Consider the following 21,379-nt stretch of genomic DNA (forward strand, 5'->3'; position numbering starts at 1 on the left):
CGTCAAGGGCGTAGGGCCGGTGACGATCATGACGCTGACCGCGGCGCTGCCGGAACTGGGTCGGCTGCAACGGCGCCAGATCGCCAAACTGGTCGGCGTGGCACCGCTGGCCAACGATTCCGGCACGCGCCAGGGTAAGCGGCGCACCTGGGGTGGGCGTGCCGATGTCCGCGCGGTGCTGTACATGGCCACGGTCTCGGCGATCGTTCACAACCCTGCGATCAAGGTCTTCTACGCACGCCTGGTCGCRGCCGGCAAGGCCARGAAGGTGGCSCTTGTGGCCTGCATGCGCAAGYTGCTCACCGTGATCAATGCCATGTTGCGCGATCAAGCCACTTGGGACGCTGTCAAGCATCTTCAAACCCCTTCTGGGGCTTGACGCCAGACACAGTTGCTCGGGGGCTGAGGCCGGACACGGCGAGTCCAGTGGACTCGCCGTGCCTGCCGAAGCGCTGCGGCCACTGGCCGCGGCGCGGTCCCGGCCAAGGTACTCCTTGGACGAGGGGCTCCATCTAGCGCCGGATTGGCGAGCCGCCGCGCCAGGCCGGGTCCGACCAGCGCTGGAAGGCGCCCAGCAGCGCCGGCTCGGCCGACTGCCGCTCCACGGCCAGGCCAGCCAGCGTGACGACCTCGAAGCTGCGGCGGTACTTGCCCTCGGCGCGGAACTCGCGCGCCACCAGCATCTGCGTGCCGCCCGGCACCCAGCCGGCGAACTCGGCCACGCCCAGGCCGGGCTGGGCCGGCGCCGGGGGCATGACCTCGATGCGCCAGCCGTCCCTGTCCTTGATGAACAGCCACAGCTCGCGCCAGCCATCCAGCGGCTGCACGGCCACGGCCAGCGCACGGCCCTCGCGGTTCAGCGAGGCCGAGGCCAGCGCCACCTGGCCGTAGCTGCAGCGGCGTGCGGCCAGCTTGTTGGCCACCTTCAGTTCCACGCAGCGCTCGCCCTCGGCACCGGCTTGCAACGCCAGCTGCACGGCGCCGAAGTCGCGCGCCGCCGCGCTGCTGCCCAGCCAGCGCGCGGCGTTCACGCGCATGGCGGCGTCGCTGTAGGCGACCTGGTCGTCCTCGGTCAGCTCGGTCGGGGCGAGGCCGGCGAACTCGGCCAGCGCCTGCGGCTGCACCGCGTCGCCACGGCGTGCCTGGGCAAAGGCCAGGCTGGCGGCAACGGCCGCACGGCGCATCAACAGGCGGTTTTTCCAGTGCGGCGCCAACGTGGCCGCGTCCACCTGGGCCAGCACCTGCTGGCGCCATTGGTCGCGCGCGTCCTGCTCACGCACGGTGGCACGCGGGTTCAGGCAGTCCGCGCGCGTCAGCGCCAGCGCGGCGCGCACGCGCTGCTCAGGCGTGGCGGCCGTGGCCAGCAGTCGGCGGAAGGCCTCGCCGTCGTAGCAGATCTGCACGCGGCCGTCTTCGGCGCCCACGGCATCCAGCTGCTCAAACTTCAGGCCGTAGCGCGCGGCCACATCCATCTGCGCCGCGAGCTGGCCTTCGCCGAGCTTGGCATCGCGCAGCGAGGCGCGGTCGGCGATGCGTTCGGCAAATGTGGCCATCGCGTCCAGCGCCTCGGCGCCACCGGGGCCGGCCATCTCCGCAGGCGTGGCGGCCTGCACATAGGCGGCGGCCAGACCGAGGCCGAGGCCCTCAGTGCCGAACTGCTGGCGAGTCAACCGGAGCTGGGCCAGCAGCTCAGCGCTGGCACCGTCACCACGCGGCATCAGCAGGACCTGGCTCTTGCGCAGCCAGCCGCCGCGCTCGCGGCGGTAGTCCCACACCTGCCAGTGGTCGCCGCGCTCGGCGCGGATCTCCAGCGCCTCGCCACGGCCCATCTGGGCCTGAAGCGAGGCACTGTCGCGCGGCGCACCGCGCAGCGGCGAGTCCTGCGAGACAAGGCCGGCACGAGGGAAGTCGGCCGGCGCAGCCTCGGCCTTGGTGATGACCACGGCAGCCACTGCGGCAGCAACAACGATCAGGGCAAAACGACGCATGGCGGCTTACTCCTGCTCCGGGTTGGCGGCGGAAGGCGCGGCCTTGGGCGCAGGCACGCCGGCCAGCAGCGCGCTGCCGATGAAGCCGCCCGAGCCGGGCGGGGCGATGATGACCTGCACCTTGTCCGAGAGCTTGTCGGCCATGGCCTTCTGCACCAGCAGCGGGTGGCGCGTCAGCAGCTCGCCCTCGGTGGCCATCTGGCCGGCATTGGCCTTGCCCGTCTGCGTGATGCGGTAGGCCTCGGCGTCGGCCAGCTTCTGGCGTGCTTCGGATTCAGCGGCTATCTCGATGCGGCGCGCCTTGGCTGCACCTTCGGCCTGCTGCACGCGCGCGGCGCTGTCGGCCTGCGCTTCCAGCGCGCGCTGCTCGATCTGCTTTTGCTTGAAGGGCAGCACATGCTTCATGGCCTCCTCCTGCGCCTTGGCGGCGATGATCTGCTCGCGACCAGCGGCCTCGGCGGCCGTCTCGCGGCGCACCTTGTCGGCGGCGGCCTCGAACTCGGTCTGCTTGACCTTTTTGTCGGCGATCTCCAGCGTGTAGCGCATGCGCTCGCTGGCCAGGCTGTCGGCCAGCATGCGGTCCATGCCCTGGCGGTAGTCGGGCGGCAGGTCCACCGAGCCGATCTGCACGCCCTTGAGCAGGATGCCGTCGCTGGCCAGCTTGGCGCGCAACTCGGCTTCAAGCGCGGTCGCGATCTCGGCGCGCTGGCTGGAGAAGATCTCGCGCACGGTGTGGCGGGCGATCTGCTTGTAGACGACAGCCTGCACGGCCGGCGCGATGACATCGGCCTCGATGTCGTCCGGCAGCTTGCGTGACAGCTCGGCCAGGCGGGTGGTGTCCACCGTCCAGCGCACGGTCATGTCCAGGCCCAGCGACAAGCCCTCGACCGACTGCAGCGGCGCCGGGCCGGTGGCCTTGGCGATCGCGGCGGGGCGATAGCTCTGGTCGCGCAGCGGGAAGAAGCGCACCTCGTGCAGGCCCGGGAGGGTCAGGAAGCTGCCGTCGCGGAACTCGCTGCTGCCGCCGCTGAACTGGTTGGTTCGCAGCGCGGCCTGGCCGTGGGGGACGGCTTGCAGCGGCGGGTGGGTGACGAGGACATAGCCGGCGGCGGTGACGGCCGTCAGCATCAGCAGCGGGGGCAGGGCGCGGCGCAGCGAGCGCGCGGCGTTGACGTCAACGTCGTCGGCGGCGCGGCGGAAGGCGGTGCGGATGGAAGCGGCGAGGGTCTTGAGGCGTTGCAGCATGGTGGGCTCCTTGGAGCGGTCTTGCATCGGCTTGATGCATGGCGGCCATGGTTGCGATTGCTGCGGGAAGGGACGAGAGGGGGATGGGGTGGGTGTCTTCCGTATTGGCGGAAGGATTCTTCCGCGGGGCTCGCTGCAGTGGTTTTTTGGCAAGGCCCAGCCGGGGGTTCGTCCCGGCGGCCGACCTACTTTTTGCGCCGCCAAAAAGTAGGCAAAAAGCTCTCCCCTGCGAAACCGCCCGGCATAGCCGGGTCCCCTGCGATGCTCGAAACCCGGGGCCGCACCCAACTCACTTCGCTACGCTGCGTTCAAACAAAGGGGTGCGAAGTCAGAGCTTGAAGCTCGCTGCGCTCGCGCCCCGGGCTTCTGCGCTTCTCGGCGGTTTAGAAGGGGAGGCCCCGCACAGCCCAACAGCCAACAGCCAAACCCGAAGTCCGGCCGGTGGATGTATTCCTCTTACCCCCTTTAGCCCCGCCGAGGAACGGAAGACCCGAAGCCCGCGTGCGCAGCACGCCTCAAGAACTGACTCGCGACGCTTGTTTGAGCAGAGCGTAGCGACGCGAGTTCGGCGCGGGGCTTCGGGTCTGAGTACCGCAGGGAACCCGAGCAACGCGAGGGCGGGGCGGTCGGGGGGAGCTCTTTGGTTACTTTCTGGCGGACCAGAAAGTGACTCGCCCGCCGGGGCGAAATCCCGGCACCGCACTCACGCGCCATCGCACCGCCACGACAAAAACCCCACCAAAGAGAGGATGAAACCCAACGCCTTGTCCCGCCAAGCCGGTACGCACCATCCGCAAAAAATCTCCCTGATCGCTATCCTCAACCGCGTCACACCACGGGGAGAAAACCGATGAAAACCACGCTCATTGCGGCGCTCTGCCTGACCGCCGGTTCAATGGCGCTCGCCGCCGAGATCACCGTGTCCGTCAGTACCGCCGATAAGCAGGACGCCGGCCAGGCGCTGGGCACCGTCCGCATCGTCGAAACGCCCTACGGCCTCGCCTTCTATCCTGACCTGAAGGGCCTGCCGCCCGGCCTGCACGGCTTCCACATCCACGAGAAGCCATCCTGCGCGCCTGCCGAGGCCAATGGCGCCACCGTGCCCGCCGGCGCCGCCGGACCTCACCTCGACCCGGCCGGCAGCAAGAAGCACGGTGAGCCCTGGGGCGACGGCCACCTGGGCGACCTGCCGCCGCTTTACGTGGGCGCCGACGGCAACGCCACCTCGCCCGTGCTGGGGCCCCGCCTCAAGCTGGCCGACGTGAAGAACCGCTCGCTGATGGTTCACGCCGGCGGCGACAACCATTCGGACCACCCGATGCCCCTGGGCGGCGGCGGGGCGCGGGTCGGCTGCGGGGTGATTGGCGGCTAGGACAGGTCTTCGTGGATGCAGAGGTAGTTGCCCTGGGTGTCCTTGAACCAGGCCGCCTTCTCGCCCATGGCCAAGCTGACCGCCGCCGACACGACCGCCGCCGTGGACCAGTTCATGGCGGCGCTGGAGCACCCCTTCAAGACCGAGCTCGAGACGCTGCGCCAGGCGATGCGGGCTGTCGACCCCGCCGTCGCCGAGGGCATCAAGTGGAATGCGCCGAGCTGGCGCACGACCGAGTACTTCGCCACGACGCATCTGCGCAGCAAGACCGGGCTCGCGCTGATCCTGCACCTGGGCGCCAAGGCCCGCGCGCTGCCGGATGGCGGGCTGGCCATCAGCGACCCGGCCGGCTTGCTGAAGTGGCTGGGCAAGGACCGCGCCCAGGTCGAGTTCAGTTCCGCCGCCGACTTCACGGCCAAGCTGCCGGCGCTGCAAACGCTGCTGCGGCAGTGGATGCGCTACGTGTGACCGACCCAGGCGCCGAACGGGCGTTGCCAGCTACTGCGGGTTCGCGCGGCTGTAGGCCAGCTCGATGCCGAATTTGTCGTCGGTCGACACGAACTCCTCGGCGGTCAGCTTGACGATGTGGCGGATCTCGGTCTTGCCCTGCGGCGTCGTCCCGTCGGCCTGGGCCGCAGGCAGATAGCGCAATTCCAGCGTGCTGCCGTTCAAGGTCCACGCACCGCTCTCGGGCACATGGCTGGCCCGCAGGTCCCGCGTTTCCGAGTACCCGGTCAGCAGGAAGCTGCCGTCGGCCGAGAAGGCCCAGGCGCTGGTTCTCTTTTCACCGAAGACAGCAACCTTGTGCTGCCAATGACCGACCAGCAGCTCGCGCTGTTGCTGGCCGGGAAGGGTCGCGCAAGACGCCATGAGCGCGGAGGCGACGAGCACGAGGACTTTGGAAACGCGCATGAAAACCCTCTCTGCTGCTGTTCGACGGCGGCGGCATCTTAGGTTGCACCACGACGCCAACTCGGCGCGGGCGCGCCGCGGAAGATTCCTTCCACGGCCGAACCCGCGCGGCTCCAGATAATCCCGCCATGCCCCGCATCGCCGTCATCGAAGACGACCCCACCACCAGCGAGCAGCTGGCCGGCTGGATTCGCGCCGCCCGCCCCGAGCTGACCGTCGACCAATGGTTTGACCGCGACGCCGCTGAGGCCGCGCTGCTGCGCGAGCGCTACGACCTCGTCGTGCTGGACATCGAGCTGGGCCGCGAGCGCAACGCCGGCGTGGCGCTGATCAACGAGATCAACAAGCAGGGCCTGGGCACGCCGGTGCTGGTGGTGTCGGCCATGCCGGCAGCAATCTATCGCAGCATCATGAAGGCGCTCGACGCCTGGGACTACCTGCAGAAGACGACCTTCGACGAAGCCGAGTTCGTCGAGACCTTCCTGGACATCCTGCGCACTGCGCGCCTGCGTGAACCCGCTGCCAAGCCAAGTGCCAAGCCCGCTGACGACAGCCTGCTGCTCGACCCGCTGAAGCAGCGCACGCCGATGTGGCGTGGCCAGCGCATCAACCTTCCACTCACCGCCCAACGCATCCTGGCGACGCTGCACGCGCGCACCGGCGAGGTGGTCAGTTATGAGGAGCTGTTCGACGTCGTCAAGAGCGGCCGCAACCGCGACAACGTGCGCAAGCATGTGGCCACCATCCGCGACGCCTTCCGCGACGTGGACCCGGCGTTTGATGGCATCGAGAACATCCCGATGCGTGGGTTCCGCTGGACTGGGGCCTGATAGCTCTACGGATGAAGCTCGGTCGCGTCGATCTTTCCATCCCCGACATGCCGCGCTTAGGCCTCGCGGCGTTTCGCAATCGCATCGTCTTCCACCTCGTCTTCATCGCGCTGGCGCTGGCCACGCTGGCGCTGGCCGTGGCGCTGCTGAACGAGGAGCGGCAACGCAATGCACAGCGTTACGAGCAGACCTTTGCCAAGTCGCTGGCCGAGGTGGTGGCCCAGCTGCGACACCCGTCCGGCCAGCTGGCGCTGCTGAACCCCGAGCCGCCGCAGGTCGGCGCCGGCTGGGTGGCGCCGCTGGTGCTGCCCTTCGGCGCCATCGACTTCGACGACGCGACCAAGGCGCAGCACGCCATCGAGATGGCCGGCTGTTCGCTGCAATACCCCGGCGGCGCCGGCCTGTGCGTGGCCGTGGGCAGCAATGCCTACGCGGGCGGCTTCGTCTACCTGGTAGCCGGCGTGGACGCGCCGCCGCTGGTGTCGCGCGAGCGTGGCGCGCTGGACATCGCCGACGTGCACCGCGTGCGCATCAGCCTGACGCGCGACGGCGCCGAGCAGCATTGGTTGGCGCCCGTCGAGATGCTGGACGCGCAGCGTGGCCAACTGCCCGGCTTCACGGTGGAGGCGGCCGGCAACGCCACCACGCTGCCGCGCAAGGCCCGTCCGCAGCGCGACTTTCGCGGCTGGGTCTGGCGTGAAGGCCCTTGCCTAGGTGAGACCGGCGAGGCTTGCCCGCGCCGCACGACGGTCTCCATTCGCCTGCCCGTCGAAGCCTTCCGCGAGGCGCTGTTCCGCCCCGGCGGGCCGCAGTGGCCGCCGGCCGACCTGGCGCGCACGGGCCTGCGCCTGGCGCTGCTGGGGCCGGGCGGCGCCACCCTGTTCGACAGCGCCACGCCCGGCGCCCAGCCGCCGCTGACGTTGGCGCGCCTGTCCGGCACGCTGTCGCCCGGCGAGACGCTGACGATCACGCGCGGCAGCACGGTCGTTGCGCTGCTGCAAGGCGCCGACGAAGCGGGTGCGCCGCCCTCGCCCTGGCTGACCGCGCTGATCCAGCGCCTGCCCGCGCCGGCCACGCCGCGCCGCCTGCAGGCGCAGGACTGGGTGACGACGCCGGCCGGCCGCTTCGAGGTGACGTTGACGGGCGACCTGCAGGGGCTGGACCGCACATTGAGCGCCAGCGCCGCCCGCCTGGCTTGGCCGGTGGGCGCGATGCTGGCGGCGCTCGGGCTGGCCTGGCTCATCATCGAGATGGGCCTGATCCGCCGCGTCGCCAAGCTGACGAAACGCGCCGCCGCGCTGTCGCACCAGCTGCAGCAGCCCGAACGCTTCGAGCTGGGCACGCTGGATGTGGCCGACCTGCGCGGCCGCGACGAACTGGGCATCCTGGCCGGCAGTCTGGCCGACCTGCTGCAGCACGCCCGCGACAGCCTGCGCCGCGAGCAGCTGCGCGCCGAGCGCGAGCACGACCAGTGGCATGCCGTGGGCCACGAGATCATGTCGCCGCTGCAATCGCTGATGCTGCTGCACGCGGCCGACGCCGACCCGAGCCGGCGCTATGTGCAGCGCATGCAGCAGGCCGTGAAGGTGCTCTACGGCCAAGCCTCACCCAGCGAGGCGCTGGCCGCCGCGACGCTGGCGGTGGGCCGGCTGGACCTGGACGCCTTCCTGCGCCAGGTGGCCGGGAACGCGGCCTATGCGGGCATAGCGGACGTGAGCTACGCGCCGGCCACCGAGCCCGTCTGGGTGCAGGCCGACGACTACCCGCTGGAAGACGCCATCACCCATGTGCTGACCAACGCCGACCGCTACCGCGTGCCCGGCACGCCCATCACGCTGGCGCTGCGGGTGGCCGGCGAGCTGGTGACGGTCGACATCCACAACCAGGGGCCGCAGATCGCCGACGGCCTGCTCGCGAGCATCTTTGATTACGGCGTCAGCGATGCCGAACCCGAGGACGGCGTGCGGCGCGGGCAGGGGCTGTTTGTGGCGAAGACGTATCTGGCCAAGATGGGCGGCAGCATTGCTGCGCGCAATGTGGTGGAGGGCGTGGTGTTCGAGATCGGGTTGAGGCGGCAATGAAGATCGCATCGCTACTGCTGACGTTGCTGCCGGGCCTTGCGCTCGCAGCGCCCCATGACGCCGAGGTCGCCGCCGTCCGCGCCCTCTATGCGCGCTTCGCGGCCGAGGCCGTCATCGACGACACCAGGACGCGGGGGCTGGCTGACGCGCCGCCGGCCGTGCTGCGCCAGCACTTCACCGAGGCGCTGTCGCGGCTGTGGTTGCGGGACCGGGACTGCGTGCGGCGCACGCGCGAATTCTGCCGCATCGACTTCCAACCGATCTGGGCCAGCCAGGACGCGGTAGGTACCACGGTGACGCTTCACTGGGACGACGGCCTCAAGCGCGTGGCGGCCACGCTGGGCCGGGTGGGTGGGCCGACGCGCGTACTGGCCTACTCGCTCACTCGCGAGCGCGGCAGCTGGCGCATTGCCGACATCGACTACGGCATCGGGCAGCCCAGCTTGCGCCAGCTGCTCGCGGCGCCAACGCAGCGGTAGCTCAACCGCGCCGCACCCGCTCCAGCAAGCTGCGCACCGCCAGCTCCGACGTCAGCGACATCTCCAGCGGCATCCGGCACAGCCCTGCTTGGCCGTATTGCAGGTTCTCGTAGACCTCGGCGGCAGCGGGCAGGTGGTCCAACAGCGCCGGCAAGGCCTCATGCCCCTGGTGTTCGCTCAGCTCAGCCGTTAGCCTTCGCACCAACAGCTGGTACTGGTGCGGGTCCGCCGCGCGGCCCTGGCCTTCCAGGCCTTGCAGCAGCTGCGCCAGGCGAACGAGGGGCAGCAGTTCAATGGGGACGGTGAGCTGGACGGTAGACGGCATGGCGTGACCCGGTGAAAGCACTTGCTGAGACCCAGATGGCTGTGTTGTCCGGGATTTCAAGGCGGGCCGCCCGCACAATGGCCGGCGCGACAGCCTAGAAGGAGCGCCATGCCCCGCGACATCGTCTACACGCCCAAGGCCGCCAAGCCGCCGCCGACGTACAGCCAGGCCGTCAAGGCGGCAGGCCTGGTGTTCGTGTCGGGCACTGCGCCGGCGGACCCGCTGACCGGGCAGTTCATCGGCAGCACCGTGCAGGAGCAGACGCGCCAATGCCTGACCAACATCGCCGCCATCCTGGAGGCGGCAGGTAGCTCCATGGACAAGCTCGTCAGCGTGACCGTCGTGCTGGCCGACGAAGACGATTTCGCCGGCATGAACGAGGAGTGGATGCTTTGGTTCCCGGCCGACCCGCCGGCCCGACAGGGCGCCAAGCTGCCGGTGCGCGTCCCGGGGCTGAAGGTGTCGATCGCGGCGATTGCCGAAGCCTGAGACGCGATTCCCGCGCGGCTGCCCGCCCCTTGCGCACATGCGCTGCCTCCCGCATACCTGTTGAAAGACGACCTGCCCATGCTCAAGACTGCCGCCACTGCGCTGCTCGCGCTGACCTTCGCCCTGCCGGCAGTTGCCGCCGAGTTGCGGGTGCCGCTGCCCGAACGTGACGATCTGATCCTGGACCTGCCCGACGGCTGGCGCGGGCAGATCCGGCGGCCCCGCGCTGACTTGCCGCCCACCGTTGCGATTTCAGGGCCGAACGCCACGACGCTGCAGATCCTGGTCACGCCCATCTGGCCCATGGGGGATGCCAAGGCACCGACGGCGAACGAGATCCGGGCCATGGTGAAGAGTGCGGCGGACAACATCCAACCCAGTGCCGTCGAGACCGACCTCAAGCTGAACGATCTGGGCGCGACGGGCAAGGTCGGCTACTACTTCTCCGCCACCGACCGCGCGCCGGAGCCGGGCGGCTTCAAGTTCCTCACACAAGGTGCTGCAGGCATGGGCGAGTTGCGCGTGACCTTCACCATCCTCGTCAACGGCGACGCGACCGAACCCACGGCCCAGGCGCTCGCCCTGCTGCGCTCGATGCGCCGCGCGCCTTCGTCGAAAACGCTGTAGTCGACGCGCAGCAAGAACTGGGTGCGCCTTGAAACTGCCCGCCTCACCTCCACGTCCAGGCGCTGCACGCTTCCCGAGGCCGACGCCGGCCTCGCCTGTTCGATGAAATCACTCGGCAAACGCGCCACCGGCCTCCGCCTCGAACGCATGCGGGCGTCGCCGCTGTACCGGGTCACCGACAGCGGCGAGGGATTCCGCAACCTGCACCCCATCCAGCCCGGCCTGCGCGACAGCACCGAGCGGCCGTCGATTGGCGACTTTCTGTGCTCCGAGGGCCGCCGCGCACCGGCCAATGAGCTGCCCTCGGTCAACCCGCTGGACGCCTGGCTCAAGCCCACCGACACGGGCCTGCGCGCCACTTGGCTGGGCCATTCCACCGTGCTCATCGAGATCGACGGCCTGCGCGTGCTGACCGACCCCGTCTGGGGCAAGCGTGCGTCGCCGTCGCAGCTGGCCGGCCCTAAGCGCTTCCAGCCCGTGCCGCTGGCGTTGAAGGCGCTGCCCAAGCTCGACGCCGTCGTCATCTCGCACGACCACTACGACCACCTCGACATCGGCACGATCAAGGAGCTGGTGAAGCTGCAAGGCGTGCCCTTCATCACCTCGCTGGGCGTGGGTGCCCACCTGCAGGCCTGGGGCGTGCCGCCGGAGCGCATCGTCGAGCTGGACTGGTGGGAACACTGGCAGGCGCCGGGCGCCGAGCTGCGCATCCATGCCGCGCCGTCGCAGCACTTCTCGGGCCGCTCGCTGACCGACCGCAACGCCACGCTGTGGTCGTCCATCGTCATCGAGACACCCAAGCACCGCGTCTTCTTCAGTGGCGACACGGGCCTGACGAGCGAGTACACCGCCATCCGCGAGCGCTTCGGGCCCTTCGACCTGGTCATGCTGGAAGTGGGCGCCTTCCACCCATCCTGGGGCGACATCCACCTCGGGCCGGAGAACGCGCTAAAGGCCTTGCAGTACCTGGGCGGGGGCGCCTTCCTGCCGGTGCATTGGGGCACCTTCTCGCTGGCCCTGCACGACTGGGATCAGCCGGCGGAGACGCTGCTGGAACTGGGCCCCAAGCAGGGCGCGCAGTTGCTGATGCCACGGCTGGGTGAGGCGGTGGAGCCGGGGCATGGCGAGGCTGTGACGCCGTGGTGGCGAGCGGCGGACGTGCCCTCGGGCAAGCGAGCGAAGCCGGTCGAGACTGAGGACCCCAGCAAGATGCCCAAGGCGATGCCTTGGCCGCTGGACTGAGTCCGGCTCAAACCGGCGGTGGGTTCGGATAGCTGACGATGAGTTCCAGCGGCGCCTCGCCGACTTGCCAGATGCCGACGACGGCGCCCTCGTACAGGTAGGCCGCCATGCCCGCCGTCATGCGCCGCCTCTCGCCGTCCGACCTGACCTCGCCCTCGCCGGACAGCACGTAGTAAACCTCGTCATGCGTCAGCGCATGCAGGCCGATGGCCGCGCCCGGGTGCAGCACGCGCTTGCGGAACTCCATGGTTCGCGGCTGCGGCGCGGCATCGCTGATGCGGTAGGCCGTGGACATGCCGATGGCGCCGTGGGGCGTCGGCTCGGTGACGCGGGTGTCGTCTTCGTGGATGACAAGCATTGCGAGCGACGCGTCAGAGGTGGGCGAACAGGATTTCCACTTCAACGGCCACCTGGTTCGCCAGGCAGCCCAGATCCTGAGGCGTCACGTCAGGGGTGAGCCACAGGCCTTGCTCCTTGTACGACAGCCCGGCATCTTGCAGGTGTTTGATCACCACCAGAGAGCGCGCCTCGGACTCGTTCGGCAGCTCGGCCGCCGCCTTTGGGAGGTAGGTGGCAACGACGGCCACTTCCGCGCGGCCGTGTTGCCGCGCGACGACCTGCGCGCGAGCGGCCAAAGTCTTCAAGGAGGCCTGTGCGGCATCGTCCAGCACCCGCTGCTTCTGTGCAAAGCACAACCAGGTGTTCACCGAGACCTTGGCCTGCGCGCTGAAGCTGCTGGCAGCAACCACCAGCGCCGCCAGCAGGCGAAGCATTGGCCTTTGAAGGTGCCGACTCGGCATAGCGCTGAACCACAAGTTGGACCAGCGGCAAGCGTAGCCGACGCCGCCCTCAGCCCGCCACCGCCATCCGCTCCGCCACCCAATCCACAAACACCCGCACCCGCGACGACAGCTGTCGTGCGTGCGGGTACATCACCGACACCGGCAGCGGCGCCGGCCGCCACTCAGGGAAGACCTCCACCAGCTCGCCGCTGGCCAGCTCGGCTTCGATGGCATAACGCGGCATCTGCACGAAGCCCAGGCCGGCCAGGCAGCAGACCGAATAGCCGGCGGCGCTGTTGACGCTGACCGGGCCGCGCAGCGTCAGGCTGCGGGTTTCGCCATCGACGGTGAAGTCGAACGGCAGGATGCGACCACCACTGCCGGCGTAGTTGACTGCGTCATGCGTGGCGAACTCCTCCAGCGTTGTCGGCACACCTCGACGCGCCAGGTAGCTGCTGCTGGCACAGGTGACCTGCGTCAGCAGCGCGACGCGCCGACCCACCATGGACGAGTCCTTGGGTTCGCCCGAGCGCAGCACGCAGTCGATGCCCTCACGCACCAGGTCCACCAGTCGGTCACCCAGGCCGATCTCCAGCTCGATGTCGGGGTAGCGGGCGTGGAAGTCGCCGAGGTAGGGCAGCACGAAGCGCAGCGCCTGCGTGCCTTGCAGGTCAACACGCAGCTTGCCGCGCGGCTTGAGCTGGCTGGCGCGGAACAGCTCCTCGGCCTCGCCCACGTCCTGCAGGATCTGCTGGCAGCGAGCGTAGTAGGCCTGGCCGTCCAGCGTCGGGCTGACATGCCGCGTCGTGCGGTTCAGCAGCCGCACGCCCAGGCGCGCCTCCAGCTGCTGCAAGGCCAGGCTGACCGAGGCGCGCGGCAACTTCAGCTCGTCGGCAGCCTTGGTGAAGCTGGCCAGGTCGACGATGCGCACGAAGAGGTGCATGGCGTCGAGTCGGTCCATTGGGCGCCCCATTGTTTAGACGAGATGGATTGTGATGTCTTGTTCCGCATCTTTATCCGATTGGGGCCGATCAATACAGTGGCTTCATCCCACCCAACCGGAGCCCCACCATGAGCCAAGCCCACACGTCTTCCTCCCCCGTCGCCATCGTCACTGGCGCCTCGCGCGGCATCGGCGCGGCCATCGCGCAGCGCCTGGCGGCGGACGGCCATGCCGTCGTCGTCAACTACGCCGGCAATCAGGCCGAGGCCGAGAAGGTGGTCGCCGCCATCACCGAGCGCGGCGGCCGCGCCATTGCCGTGCAGGCCGACGTGGCCCACGCGGACGCCGCCCGGCTGCTGTTCGACGCGGCCACCGAAGCCTTCGGCGGCGTGGACGTGCTCGTCAACAACGCCGGCGTGATGGCCAGCGACTATCCGCACCTGGCCGACACCAGCGACGCCGCCTTCGACCGCCTGTTCAACATCAATGTGAAGGGCAGTTTTTTGACGATGCGCGAGGCCGCCAAGCGGCTGCGCGCGGGCGGCCACATCATCAATTTTTCGACCAGCGCCATCGGCCTGGGCCTGCCGGGCTACGCCGTCTACGCGGCCACCAAGAGCGCCGTCGAGACGATGACCAACATCCTGGCCAAGGAGCTGCGCGGCCGCAACATCACCGTCAACGCGGTGGCGCCGGGCCCGACGGCGACGGCGCTGTTCATGGCCGGCAAGACGCCCGAGCGAGTCGAGCAACTCGCCAGGATGGCGCCGCTGGAGCGCCTGGGCGAGCCCGAGGACATTGCCGCCATGGTCAGCGTGCTGGCCGGGCCGCAGGGCGCCTGGGTGAATGGCCAGACGATCCGCGTGAATGGCGGCGTCGTCTGAACCAGGCCCGCCGGCTCAGAAGCCGAAGTTCGTCGTCACCGTACCGCCGGCTGTCACCGCCAGCGGTCCGGCGGTCTTGGTGACGCCGTTCAGGCTGGCGTTGAGCGTGTAGAGCAGGCCCGCGCTGGTGTCCGCCGCGAACACGAAGCTGGCCGGTGGCGCCACATAGGGCGCGACCGAGGGCGCCGCCGCCGGCAGCGTGAGCGCATACAGGCCCGTCGTCGAGTCGGCATTGGTCTCGGCGATGCTGATAGTGGCGCCGCCGGCGAGCTTCTGCGTGGCCGCGATGAAGGCCGTGCTGGCGGCGCCGCCGGCCATGACGCTGCCGCTGAACTGCCCGCTCAGCGCGGCCGCAGGCGCCAGCGGCGCGGCGCTGGTGCTCAGCACCGTGACCGTGCTGGCCGTGACGGGCACGCCGGTGATGACCATCGCAGCCCGCGCCGTGGCCTTGATGACGAAGTCGTAGGTGCCGGGCACCACGGGCGTCAGCACGAACTTGCCGGCGCTGTCCGGCGCGGTCGCCTTCATCACCACGCCGCCCTGCTGCAGGCTGACGACCGTGCTGCCGTTGGCGACGCTGGCGTCCACATAGCCACTGACGCCGGACAGCAGGTTGGGCACGACGCTGACGACCGGCTTGAGCAGGTATTGCCCCGACGCACCGGCCGTGACGACCGATTTGCAGGCGTCGAAATCGAGCACGAAGTCGGCCATCTGGTTGGCTGCGATGTCGATGCTGGTGTTGAGCTTGAGACCGCTTTGCTGGCCGCTGGGCGTCTTCAGCGCGGCCTCGGCACCGCCGGTGGGCACGACGCTGTTGGCCAGCGGCGTGCTGCCGCCGTTCTCGGCCAGCACCAGGCGCATCTGCGTGTAGCGCCCGGCCTCCAGTGGCGTCTGGCCCAGCGTGGTCAGCAGGCCGTTCTGCAGCGTCAGCAGGTCGAAGCGCTGCGTCGGGCCGACGGTGATGTCGGTCCAGCCGGCGTCGGTGTCGGCGGCGCTGGCGCTGGTGTGCACGCGCACCTTCTGCACCGTCACATAGACATGCTCGAAGCCGCAGGCCGGCGCGTCGGTGAGGCTGAGCTTCAAGCTGCCCTGCGTGCTGGGCATCGGTGGGGTGCCGGCATCGCCGCCACCGCCGCCACAGGCGGCCAGCAACGCGGCGGGCAAGAGCAGGTTCAGGATTCGCTGACTCATGATCGACCTCCGAAGAAGCGACGGGGCACAGATCACAAGTCTTGGCTCAAGGCGTAACGGCGCGCATCTCCAATGGCGTCGATTTGTGACCGCGCCTCGTGGGGCCGGTCGGCTCCAAAGTTCGCCGTCAAGGGCCCGGCCGAGGCGCTGCACGCCGAGCTGGTCGACGCCCCGACCCCGCCGCTGCGCCTGCCACTGGGCAGCAACACGCTGCACGCCTTTGTCGAGCGCGAGACGGCGGCCTGGCGCGGCGTGGCGGCGTCGACCGACTTCCCGCAGGGCGCCTGAGCAGGGGGCTGGGGGACAGACGCCGTGCCAGCCGGCTGGTCGCTGGCCGACATGGACAGCGGCGCCGTGCTCGTCAGCAGCCCGGTGCCGGAGCCGGGCGCGTGGGCGCTGATGCTGGCGGGTTTGGCGAGCCTGATGGGCCTCGGTCGTGGTCCGACACCGCGTTGCCGCCGGGCTTGGTGAGCGGCGGCAGCGCCTCCGCCAGCCGACACGGCGCCATCGCGTACCGACTACGCCCAGGCTTCGTCCAGGCAACGGTGAAAAACGGCGTCCAGCTTGGGCAGCACCTCCACACGGTCGGCTGACCTGGGGCTGAAGTCCTCCAGCCGCTCCAGCTCGGCTTCGATGAAGGCGTCGATGCTCTTGACGGGCGACGCCAGCCCCAGCTCCTGCGCGGCGCGCTTGCGCTCCAGCAGCGCGTGGATGTCTGCCAGCAGGGCTGGCTGGTCGTCGATCAAATGCAGCAGCCTGCCGAACTCGATGGGCGCCGCCGAGCCATAGCGCTCCAGCCAGCGCACCGACAGCAGCGGCCGCAGCACGTAGAAGTACTTCTTGAGCGGCACCTGCTCGGCCTTCAGATAGCCTCGGTAGTTCGTCTTGGCCATGCTGCGGTAGTGATGCACGCCGCTGACGCAGGAGTAGACGTCCGGCATCAGCGCCCGGGCGTTGGCCGCAAAGATGCCCAGCTCCGCATAGAGGATGGGCGATTGAATCCATTCGACAAAGGCGGGGTTGGACTTCCAGAACAGCCGCAGCGCCTTGCGCAGATCCCAGCCATTCAGGTCGATGTCATCAACGATGGGGTATTCGATGACGTCGCGCTTCTCTTCCAGGCCCACCGACAGATACCAATCGCGGCGATGGATGTAGATGAAGCGTGCGTCGTAATCGCTGTTAGCGGACTCGAAGCCCCAGGCGCGGCTGCCGGACTCGATGGCCAGCAGCACCTTGACGTCGTGCTCGGCCTCGGCGCGGCGGATGCGTTGCAGGATCTCTTCGCGGACGGGGGTGGGAATCATGGCGGGCATTCTCTCCACCGCGCAGGCACGCTCAGCCCGCCTGCGCGGCAATCCACGCGTCGATGCGCTTCTCCAGCACCGCCAGCGGCAGCGCGCCCTCGCCCAGCACCTGGTCGTGGAAGGCCGCGAGGCTGAACTTCGCGCCCAACTTCTGCTCCGCGCGGCGGCGCAGTTCCTGGATCTTCAGCGCGCCGATCTTGTAGCCCAGAGCCTGGGCGGGCCAGGCGAGGTAGCGGTCGATCTGCGACGTGGCCTGCTGCTCGTTGGCGCCGGTCACGTCCATCCAGTACTTCAGCGCGCGCTCACGGCTCCAGCCCTGGGCGTGCAGGCCGGTGTCGACGACGAGGCGGGCCGCGCGGGCGATCTCCAGGCGCAGCTCGCCGGCATAGGCCACCGGGTCGGCGTACAGGCCCAGCTCATGGCCCAGCGTCTCGGCATACAGCGCCCAGCCCTCGCCGTAGGCATTGATCCAGATGCGGCGGCGGAAGTCGGGCAGCGGCATCTCCATCTGCCGTCCCAGGTGCAAGTGGTGGCCCGGCTGGGCCTCGTGCAGGTAGAGCGCCGTCATCGTCGTCACGGCATAGGCCTGCGGGTCGGTGATGACGACCCAGAACACGCCCGGCGCGCTGCCGTCGGCCTGGCCGACGTTGTAGTGGTCGGACGCAGTCTCGCGCGTCAGCTCGGGCTCGGGGCGGATGTCCATGGCCATGCGTGGCTGCTGGCCGAAGAGCTTGCCCAGCTGCGGCGTCACGCGGGCATGCAGGGCGCGGTAGTGGTCCAGGATCTCTGCCTCGGTCTTGAAGGGCCGAAAGCGCGCATCAGCGCGCGCCCAGGCCAGCAGGCCGCCGTTCTTCAGCGGGTCGCCCGTGTAGCCGAGCTTGGGCGCCAGGCGCGTGATCTCGCCCTGGATGCGCGCCACTTCCTTCAGGCCGAGTTCATGGACCTGCTCGGGCGTCATGTCGGTCGTCGTCTGCTCGCGCACCCATTGGCGGTACCAGGCGCGGCCCTCGGGCAAGGCCGTCCAGCCGATGGCCTCGCGGCGCGCGGCGGGCAGGTAGTCGGCCTCGACGAAGGCGACGAGGCGGCGCAGCGCCGGCGCGGTGCGCTCCGTCCATTCGCGGCGGTAGGCCTCGGCCAGGCGCTCGCGGTCCGCGGTGGCGACGCTGGCCGGCAGCTTGCGTGCCGGCGCGGTGAAGGCGCTGTGCTCGGCGTCGGCCTCGGCCAGGCTCCTGAGCAGCGGCAGCGTGGCCTCGACCACGGGCCGCGACTGCACGACGCCGCGCTTCAGGCCCTCGCGCATGTTGGCGATGGCCTGGTTGCACCAGGCCGACAGCTGCTCCACGCGCTTCAGATAGGCCTCGACCTGCGCCGCCGTCTTCAGCGGCTGGCCGCCCTCGCCGCTGGAATAGAAGGCCAGCTGAAGCGGCACGGCGTCCATCTGGTGCAGGGGCAGCAGATGGTCAGGAAAGCGCTCGAAGGCGAGCCGGGCGCGCAGCTGCTGCTCCAGCAGCTCGCGGTTGAGCCGCTCGGCCGGCGGCAGGCTGCGCGCGGGCACGGAGGCCAGTTCCTTCAGGAAGCCGCGCCAGGCCGCAAAACGCTTCGCGCGCTCGGCCGGCGCGATGCCCATGCCCAGCTGGTCGTCGAAGCGGTTGTCGCCGTTCTCGGTGGCCACCAGCGGCTCGAAGCGGGCGCGGGCGTCGTAGTAGCGCGTGGCCAGGTCGGTCAGGCGCTCGGCGGGCGTGGCGGCGTGGGCGGGGGTGAACAGGCCCAGGGCGAAGGCCAGGGTCAGAGCTTGCAGGCGCATGGTGAACGGGACAGGGCTCGGGGGATCCGGATTCTGCGGACCGCTGCGGACACCTGCTGTCAGCAGCTGTAGCAGCCCCACAATCGCGCCGCCGCTGACTTGAACCGCTAGCCGATGCGCCTGCCCACCGCCCCGCGTTCCCTTGCCCTGCCCCTGCTGCTGGCCGCCACGTTCACCCTGCCGGGCTGCAAACGCGTCGCCGACGTGCCCGCCGCACTGCCCGCCGCCTCGGCCGTGCAGGACGCGAGCGCGACGACGCAGCTGCGCCAGGAAGCCGACGGCCTGCTGGCCCTGCACCGCCACATCGTCGTGCTGATGGACGGCGAGGCCGCGCTGCCGCCCGCACAGCGGCGCGAGGTGCAGGCGCTGGGCCAGCAGCTCTTCCATGAGCTGCTGCAACGCCAGCAGCGCCTGGCCGATGCGGCGCTCAAGCCCGACGCGCTGGAGGCCACGGCCGCGCTGCTGACGCGCATCGAAAGCGAGCCGAGCTGGTTCGACGCCGACCGGCTTGCCTTCAAGGAAGTGCTGGGCCAGCTCGCCACCGGCCTGAAGAACGCGCAGACGCTGGACGGCATCAAGCTGGCGCGCCGCGCGCAGGACGACCTGGACACGCTGGCCGAGGTGGAGAAGGCCTACGAGCAGGAGCTGAAGGAAGTCTTCGGCGGCTTTGCCAAGCGCGGCATCGAGCTCAAGCGCGAACGCTGGGCGGACTACGTCGCCAAGCTGCGCGCCCTGCATACGCGCGAGGCCTTGCTGAAGCAGTACGGCGCGCAGCTGCCGGCCGCGCAAGACCTGGCGCCGGAGCCGCCGGCCTCGGCCGCATCAGGCGCGTTGCGCGGCGCAGCGGCCAAGGACCGCGAGGTCTTCGGCGACAAGCTGCCGCCCAAGACGCTGCTGCTGACCTTCGACGACGGCCCGCATGGGCGCTACACCGACGAGATCCTGGAGATCCTCAAGCGCTACCAGGCGCCGGCCGTGTTCTTCCAGCTCGGCCAGAACCTCGGCAAGGTGGACGCCGCCGGCCAGGTGCAGCCGGGCAAGGGCAGCGACGTCGCGAAGCGCGTGGTGGCGGCCGGCCACCAGCTGGCCAACCACAGCTTCACGCACGGGCTGATGAGCAAGTTCGAACTGGTGAAGGTGAAGGAGGAGGCGYCACGCACGGAAGCGCTGCTGGACAAGGCGGGGCGCAGCGGCGACGCCTTGTTTCGCTTTCCCTACGGCGCGCGCAACGACGGCGCGCTGACCACGATTGAAGCGCTGAAGCTGCGCTCGATGATGTGGAACGTCGACTCGCTGGACTGGAGCGACCCCATCCCCAAGAGCATCGCCGCGCGCGTGCTGGCCGAGCTGGACAAGCATCAGCGCGGCATCGTGCTCTTCCACGACATCCACGCCCGCACCGTGCAGGCGCTGCCCCTGGTGCTGGACCAGCTCGCCGCCGAGGGCTGGCGCTTTGCAAGCTGGAAGGACGGGCAGTTCGTGATCACCGCCGAGCGGGCCGCCCCGCCGCCGCCTGCGGCCGGCGAGCTGTACCGCGACAGCCATGCGCTGGTGATCGGCATCAACCAATACGCCGCCTGGCCCAAGCTCTCGCATGCGGTGCGCGACGCGCAGGCCGTGCGCGAGTCCCTCGTCACGCGCTTCGGTTTCAAGGCCGACAACGTCACGCTGCTGACCGACGCGGCCGCCACGCGCGCCAACATCCTGAAGGCACTGAACGAGCGCTTCGGCGACGCCAAACGCGTGAAGCGCGACGACCGCGTCTTCGTCTTCTTCGCCGGCCACGGCAGCACGCGCAAGCTGCCAAGCGGCCGCGAGGTCGGCTACATCGTGCCGGTGGACGCCGGCCTGAACGATCTGCAGGCCGACGCCATCGCCATGCCGCAGCTGCAGGAAGTGGCCGAGGCCATCACCGCCAAGCACGCGCTGTTCGTCATCGACGCCTGCTATTCGGGCCTGGGCCTGACCCGCGGCGGCTCGGCGGCGGCGGACAGCAACTTCGCCCGCACCAACGCACGCCGCATCGGCCGCCAGATGATGACCGCCGGCGGTGCCGACCAGCAGGTGGCCGACGACGGCCCAGGCGGCCACTCGGTGTTCACCTGGACGCTGCTGCAGGCGCTGAATGGCAAGGCCGACCTGAACGGCGACGGCCTCATCACCGCCACCGAACTGGCCGCCTATGTGGCACCCGCCGTGTCGGCCATCGCCCACCAGACGCCCGCCTTCGGCAGCCTGCCGGGCAGCGAGGGCGGCGAGTTCATCTTCGAACTACCGACCGCGCAGGAGCCGGGCCTGAGTGGCGCCGTGGCGCAGCTGGACGACAAGGCCAGCCAGTTCGCCGCCAAGCTCGACGAGGCCAGCACCGCCGGCCGCCAGGTCGCCGCCGCCACGAGCGGCGCGGCCAGCGCCGTGCAGGTGACGATCAAGGGCCTGGACGGCAAGGACCAAGCCCTGGCCGCAACCACGGCTCGCGCCGACCCTGGTGCCCGCGTAGCCGCCCAACGCGCCAACGACCGCGGCCTGCAGCTCTACCGCGAGCGCCGCTATGACGACGCCGAGGCAGCGTTCAAGGAGGCGCTGCAGCTGCAACCCAAGTTCGCGCTGGCCGCCAATAACCTCGGCTTCGTGCTGTACCGGCGCGGCAAGGCGGCGGATGCGGCCGTGTGGTTCGAAAAGGCCGTCGACATGGACGGCAGCCGCGCGCTGGCCTGGCTCAATCTCGGCGACGCGCGCCTGCAGGCCGGCGACGAGGGCAAGGCGGCGGCGGCATATAAAACCTTCCTGGAGCTGGCGCCCAAGCATGCGAGGGCGGCGGAAGTTCAGGGGTGGATTGCGAATCCGTCGGAGGGGACGCGGCCGAAGGCGATGTGAT

General features: G+C 69.8%; 22 protein-coding genes and 1 pseudogene. 13 read left to right on the forward strand and 10 right to left on the reverse strand.

The window, feature by feature from the left end:
* A partial coding sequence (locus tag ACXRVZ_RS20110) for a transposase (protein ID WP_458232758.1) occupies positions 1-379 on the forward strand: 379 nt, incomplete at its 5' end.
* 133 nt (positions 380-512) lie between these two features.
* Here ACXRVZ_RS20110 and ACXRVZ_RS20115 read toward each other — a convergent pair.
* The gene (locus tag ACXRVZ_RS20115) at positions 513-1,988 is read right to left on the reverse strand and encodes a hypothetical protein (RefSeq protein WP_457417553.1); all 1,476 of its coding nucleotides are present in this window, start codon (positions 1,986-1,988) and stop codon (positions 513-515) included.
* Positions 1,989-1,994: 6 nt separating this feature from the next.
* Positions 1,995-3,233: an SPFH domain-containing protein gene (locus ACXRVZ_RS20120; RefSeq protein ID WP_457417555.1), complete on the reverse strand. Its 1,239-nt coding sequence runs from the start codon at positions 3,231-3,233 to the stop codon at positions 1,995-1,997.
* An 850-nt stretch (positions 3,234-4,083) separates the two neighbouring features.
* On the opposite strand from ACXRVZ_RS20120, the gene sodC reads away from it, so the two are divergent.
* Together sodC and ACXRVZ_RS20130 are read left to right on the forward strand one after the other, a co-directional pair.
* Entirely contained in the window at positions 4,084-4,605 is a 522-nt protein-coding gene (sodC, locus tag ACXRVZ_RS20125; protein WP_457417557.1) for a superoxide dismutase [Cu-Zn] SodC, read from the forward strand.
* Positions 4,606-4,641: 36 nt separating this feature from the next.
* Positions 4,642-5,073, forward strand: coding sequence for a DUF1801 domain-containing protein (locus tag ACXRVZ_RS20130; protein ID WP_457418395.1), 432 nt, complete (start codon positions 4,642-4,644; stop codon positions 5,071-5,073).
* Between the two features lie 30 nt (positions 5,074-5,103).
* Here the strand turns inward: ACXRVZ_RS20130 and ACXRVZ_RS20135 are convergent, their stop codons facing one another.
* Positions 5,104-5,517: a lipocalin family protein gene (locus ACXRVZ_RS20135; protein ID WP_457417559.1), complete on the reverse strand. Its 414-nt coding sequence runs from the start codon at positions 5,515-5,517 to the stop codon at positions 5,104-5,106.
* A 128-nt stretch (positions 5,518-5,645) separates the two neighbouring features.
* Here ACXRVZ_RS20135 and ACXRVZ_RS20140 point away from each other — a divergent pair, with 128 nt between their 5' ends.
* From ACXRVZ_RS20140 to ACXRVZ_RS20150, 3 genes are read left to right on the forward strand one after another with little or no spacing between them, the layout of a single operon-like run.
* Positions 5,646-6,347, forward strand: a complete 702-nt coding sequence (locus ACXRVZ_RS20140; protein WP_457417561.1) for a response regulator transcription factor — start codon at positions 5,646-5,648, stop codon at positions 6,345-6,347.
* Between the two features lie 11 nt (positions 6,348-6,358).
* Positions 6,359-8,428 (forward strand): sensor histidine kinase, encoded by a 2,070-nt coding sequence (locus ACXRVZ_RS20145; protein ID WP_457417563.1) that lies wholly within the window; start codon positions 6,359-6,361, stop codon positions 8,426-8,428.
* A complete protein-coding gene (locus ACXRVZ_RS20150) occupies positions 8,425-8,907 on the forward strand; it encodes a hypothetical protein (protein ID WP_457417565.1) in 483 nt (160 codons plus the stop codon). The genes ACXRVZ_RS20145 and ACXRVZ_RS20150 overlap by 4 nt, the downstream gene beginning before the upstream one ends.
* Position 8,908: 1 nt before the next feature.
* On the opposite strand, the gene ACXRVZ_RS20155 is transcribed toward ACXRVZ_RS20150, so the two are convergent.
* Positions 8,909-9,232: a hypothetical protein gene (locus ACXRVZ_RS20155; RefSeq protein ID WP_457417567.1), complete on the reverse strand. Its 324-nt coding sequence runs from the start codon at positions 9,230-9,232 to the stop codon at positions 8,909-8,911.
* Positions 9,233-9,340: 108 nt separating this feature from the next.
* Here ACXRVZ_RS20155 and ACXRVZ_RS20160 point away from each other — a divergent pair, with 108 nt between their 5' ends.
* The 3 genes from ACXRVZ_RS20160 (at position 9,341) to ACXRVZ_RS20170 (ending at position 11,590) form a co-directional block, all read left to right on the forward strand.
* Positions 9,341-9,721 (forward strand): RidA family protein, encoded by a 381-nt coding sequence (locus tag ACXRVZ_RS20160; protein ID WP_457417569.1) that lies wholly within the window; start codon positions 9,341-9,343, stop codon positions 9,719-9,721.
* A gap of 78 nt (positions 9,722-9,799) precedes the next feature.
* Positions 9,800-10,348 (forward strand): hypothetical protein, encoded by a 549-nt coding sequence (locus tag ACXRVZ_RS20165; RefSeq protein WP_457417571.1) that lies wholly within the window; start codon positions 9,800-9,802, stop codon positions 10,346-10,348.
* Positions 10,349-10,450: 102 nt separating this feature from the next.
* The gene (locus ACXRVZ_RS20170; RefSeq protein ID WP_457417573.1) at positions 10,451-11,590 is read left to right on the forward strand and encodes an MBL fold metallo-hydrolase; all 1,140 of its coding nucleotides are present in this window, start codon (positions 10,451-10,453) and stop codon (positions 11,588-11,590) included.
* Positions 11,591-11,597: 7 nt separating this feature from the next.
* On the opposite strand, the gene ACXRVZ_RS20175 is transcribed toward ACXRVZ_RS20170, so the two are convergent.
* From ACXRVZ_RS20175 to ACXRVZ_RS20185, 3 genes are all read right to left on the reverse strand, one after another.
* Positions 11,598-11,948: a cupin domain-containing protein gene (locus ACXRVZ_RS20175; RefSeq protein WP_457417575.1), complete on the reverse strand. Its 351-nt coding sequence runs from the start codon at positions 11,946-11,948 to the stop codon at positions 11,598-11,600.
* A 13-nt stretch (positions 11,949-11,961) separates the two neighbouring features.
* A complete protein-coding gene (locus ACXRVZ_RS20180; protein WP_457417577.1) occupies positions 11,962-12,363 on the reverse strand; it encodes a hypothetical protein in 402 nt (133 codons plus the stop codon).
* Between the two features lie 76 nt (positions 12,364-12,439).
* Positions 12,440-13,333: a LysR family transcriptional regulator gene (locus ACXRVZ_RS20185; RefSeq protein WP_457417579.1), complete on the reverse strand. Its 894-nt coding sequence runs from the start codon at positions 13,331-13,333 to the stop codon at positions 12,440-12,442.
* 110 nt (positions 13,334-13,443) lie between these two features.
* Between ACXRVZ_RS20185 and ACXRVZ_RS20190 the strand changes: the two genes are divergently transcribed.
* A complete protein-coding gene (locus ACXRVZ_RS20190; protein ID WP_457417581.1) occupies positions 13,444-14,199 on the forward strand; it encodes an SDR family oxidoreductase in 756 nt (251 codons plus the stop codon).
* Between the two features lie 15 nt (positions 14,200-14,214).
* Here the strand turns inward: ACXRVZ_RS20190 and ACXRVZ_RS20195 are convergent, their stop codons facing one another.
* Positions 14,215-15,393 (reverse strand): DUF4382 domain-containing protein, encoded by a 1,179-nt coding sequence (locus tag ACXRVZ_RS20195; RefSeq protein ID WP_457417583.1) that lies wholly within the window; start codon positions 15,391-15,393, stop codon positions 14,215-14,217.
* A 159-nt stretch (positions 15,394-15,552) separates the two neighbouring features.
* On the opposite strand from ACXRVZ_RS20195, the pseudogene ACXRVZ_RS20200 reads away from it, so the two are divergent.
* Both ACXRVZ_RS20200 and ACXRVZ_RS20205 read left to right on the forward strand, forming a co-directional pair.
* Positions 15,553-15,681: pseudogene (locus ACXRVZ_RS20200) on the forward strand (short-chain dehydrogenase/reductase); the annotation flags it as partial.
* A 51-nt stretch (positions 15,682-15,732) separates the two neighbouring features.
* On the forward strand, positions 15,733-15,864 hold the full coding sequence (locus ACXRVZ_RS20205) for a PEP-CTERM sorting domain-containing protein (RefSeq protein ID WP_457418397.1): 132 nt from the start codon (positions 15,733-15,735) through the stop codon (positions 15,862-15,864).
* A 47-nt stretch (positions 15,865-15,911) separates the two neighbouring features.
* Here ACXRVZ_RS20205 and ACXRVZ_RS20210 read toward each other — a convergent pair whose 3' ends face one another.
* Positions 15,912-16,700, reverse strand: a complete 789-nt coding sequence (locus ACXRVZ_RS20210; protein ID WP_457417585.1) for a nucleotidyltransferase domain-containing protein — start codon at positions 16,698-16,700, stop codon at positions 15,912-15,914.
* 31 nt (positions 16,701-16,731) lie between these two features.
* A complete protein-coding gene (locus tag ACXRVZ_RS20215; protein WP_457417587.1) occupies positions 16,732-18,504 on the reverse strand; it encodes a DUF885 domain-containing protein in 1,773 nt (590 codons plus the stop codon).
* 114 nt (positions 18,505-18,618) lie between these two features.
* Between ACXRVZ_RS20215 and ACXRVZ_RS20220 the strand changes: the two genes are divergently transcribed.
* Entirely contained in the window at positions 18,619-21,378 is a 2,760-nt protein-coding gene (locus ACXRVZ_RS20220; protein WP_458232759.1) for a polysaccharide deacetylase family protein, read from the forward strand.
* Position 21,379: the final 1 nt, after the last annotated feature.

It is taken from the genome of Roseateles sp. P5_E8, from assembly GCF_054177665.1.

Bases quoted from the DNA above. Each gene is read 5' to 3' on its own strand.
- ACXRVZ_RS20150 (WP_457417565.1), top strand. From the start codon at position 8,425: ATGAAGATCGCATCGCTACTGCTGACGTTGCTGCCGGGCCTTGCGCTC.
- ACXRVZ_RS20180 (WP_457417577.1), bottom strand. From the start codon at position 12,363: ATGCTTCGCCTGCTGGCGGCGCTGGTGGTTGCTGCCAGCAGCTTCAGC.
- sodC (WP_457417557.1), top strand. From the start codon at position 4,084: ATGAAAACCACGCTCATTGCGGCGCTCTGCCTGACCGCCGGTTCAATG.
- ACXRVZ_RS20165 (WP_457417571.1), top strand. From the start codon at position 9,800: ATGCTCAAGACTGCCGCCACTGCGCTGCTCGCGCTGACCTTCGCCCTG.
- ACXRVZ_RS20190 (WP_457417581.1), top strand. From the start codon at position 13,444: ATGAGCCAAGCCCACACGTCTTCCTCCCCCGTCGCCATCGTCACTGGC.
- ACXRVZ_RS20175 (WP_457417575.1), bottom strand. From the start codon at position 11,948: ATGCTTGTCATCCACGAAGACGACACCCGCGTCACCGAGCCGACGCCC.
- ACXRVZ_RS20140 (WP_457417561.1), top strand. From the start codon at position 5,646: ATGCCCCGCATCGCCGTCATCGAAGACGACCCCACCACCAGCGAGCAG.
- ACXRVZ_RS20195 (WP_457417583.1), bottom strand. From the start codon at position 15,393: ATGAGTCAGCGAATCCTGAACCTGCTCTTGCCCGCCGCGTTGCTGGCC.
- ACXRVZ_RS20145 (WP_457417563.1), top strand. From the start codon at position 6,359: ATGAAGCTCGGTCGCGTCGATCTTTCCATCCCCGACATGCCGCGCTTA.
- ACXRVZ_RS20160 (WP_457417569.1), top strand. From the start codon at position 9,341: ATGCCCCGCGACATCGTCTACACGCCCAAGGCCGCCAAGCCGCCGCCG.
- ACXRVZ_RS20155 (WP_457417567.1), bottom strand. From the start codon at position 9,232: ATGCCGTCTACCGTCCAGCTCACCGTCCCCATTGAACTGCTGCCCCTC.
- ACXRVZ_RS20120 (WP_457417555.1), bottom strand. From the start codon at position 3,233: ATGCTGCAACGCCTCAAGACCCTCGCCGCTTCCATCCGCACCGCCTTC.
- ACXRVZ_RS20215 (WP_457417587.1), bottom strand. From the start codon at position 18,504: ATGCGCCTGCAAGCTCTGACCCTGGCCTTCGCCCTGGGCCTGTTCACC.
- ACXRVZ_RS20210 (WP_457417585.1), bottom strand. From the start codon at position 16,700: ATGATTCCCACCCCCGTCCGCGAAGAGATCCTGCAACGCATCCGCCGC.
- ACXRVZ_RS20205 (WP_457418397.1), top strand. From the start codon at position 15,733: ATGGACAGCGGCGCCGTGCTCGTCAGCAGCCCGGTGCCGGAGCCGGGC.
- ACXRVZ_RS20170 (WP_457417573.1), top strand. From the start codon at position 10,451: ATGAAATCACTCGGCAAACGCGCCACCGGCCTCCGCCTCGAACGCATG.
- ACXRVZ_RS20185 (WP_457417579.1), bottom strand. From the start codon at position 13,333: ATGGACCGACTCGACGCCATGCACCTCTTCGTGCGCATCGTCGACCTG.
- ACXRVZ_RS20135 (WP_457417559.1), bottom strand. From the start codon at position 5,517: ATGCGCGTTTCCAAAGTCCTCGTGCTCGTCGCCTCCGCGCTCATGGCG.
- ACXRVZ_RS20115 (WP_457417553.1), bottom strand. From the start codon at position 1,988: ATGCGTCGTTTTGCCCTGATCGTTGTTGCTGCCGCAGTGGCTGCCGTG.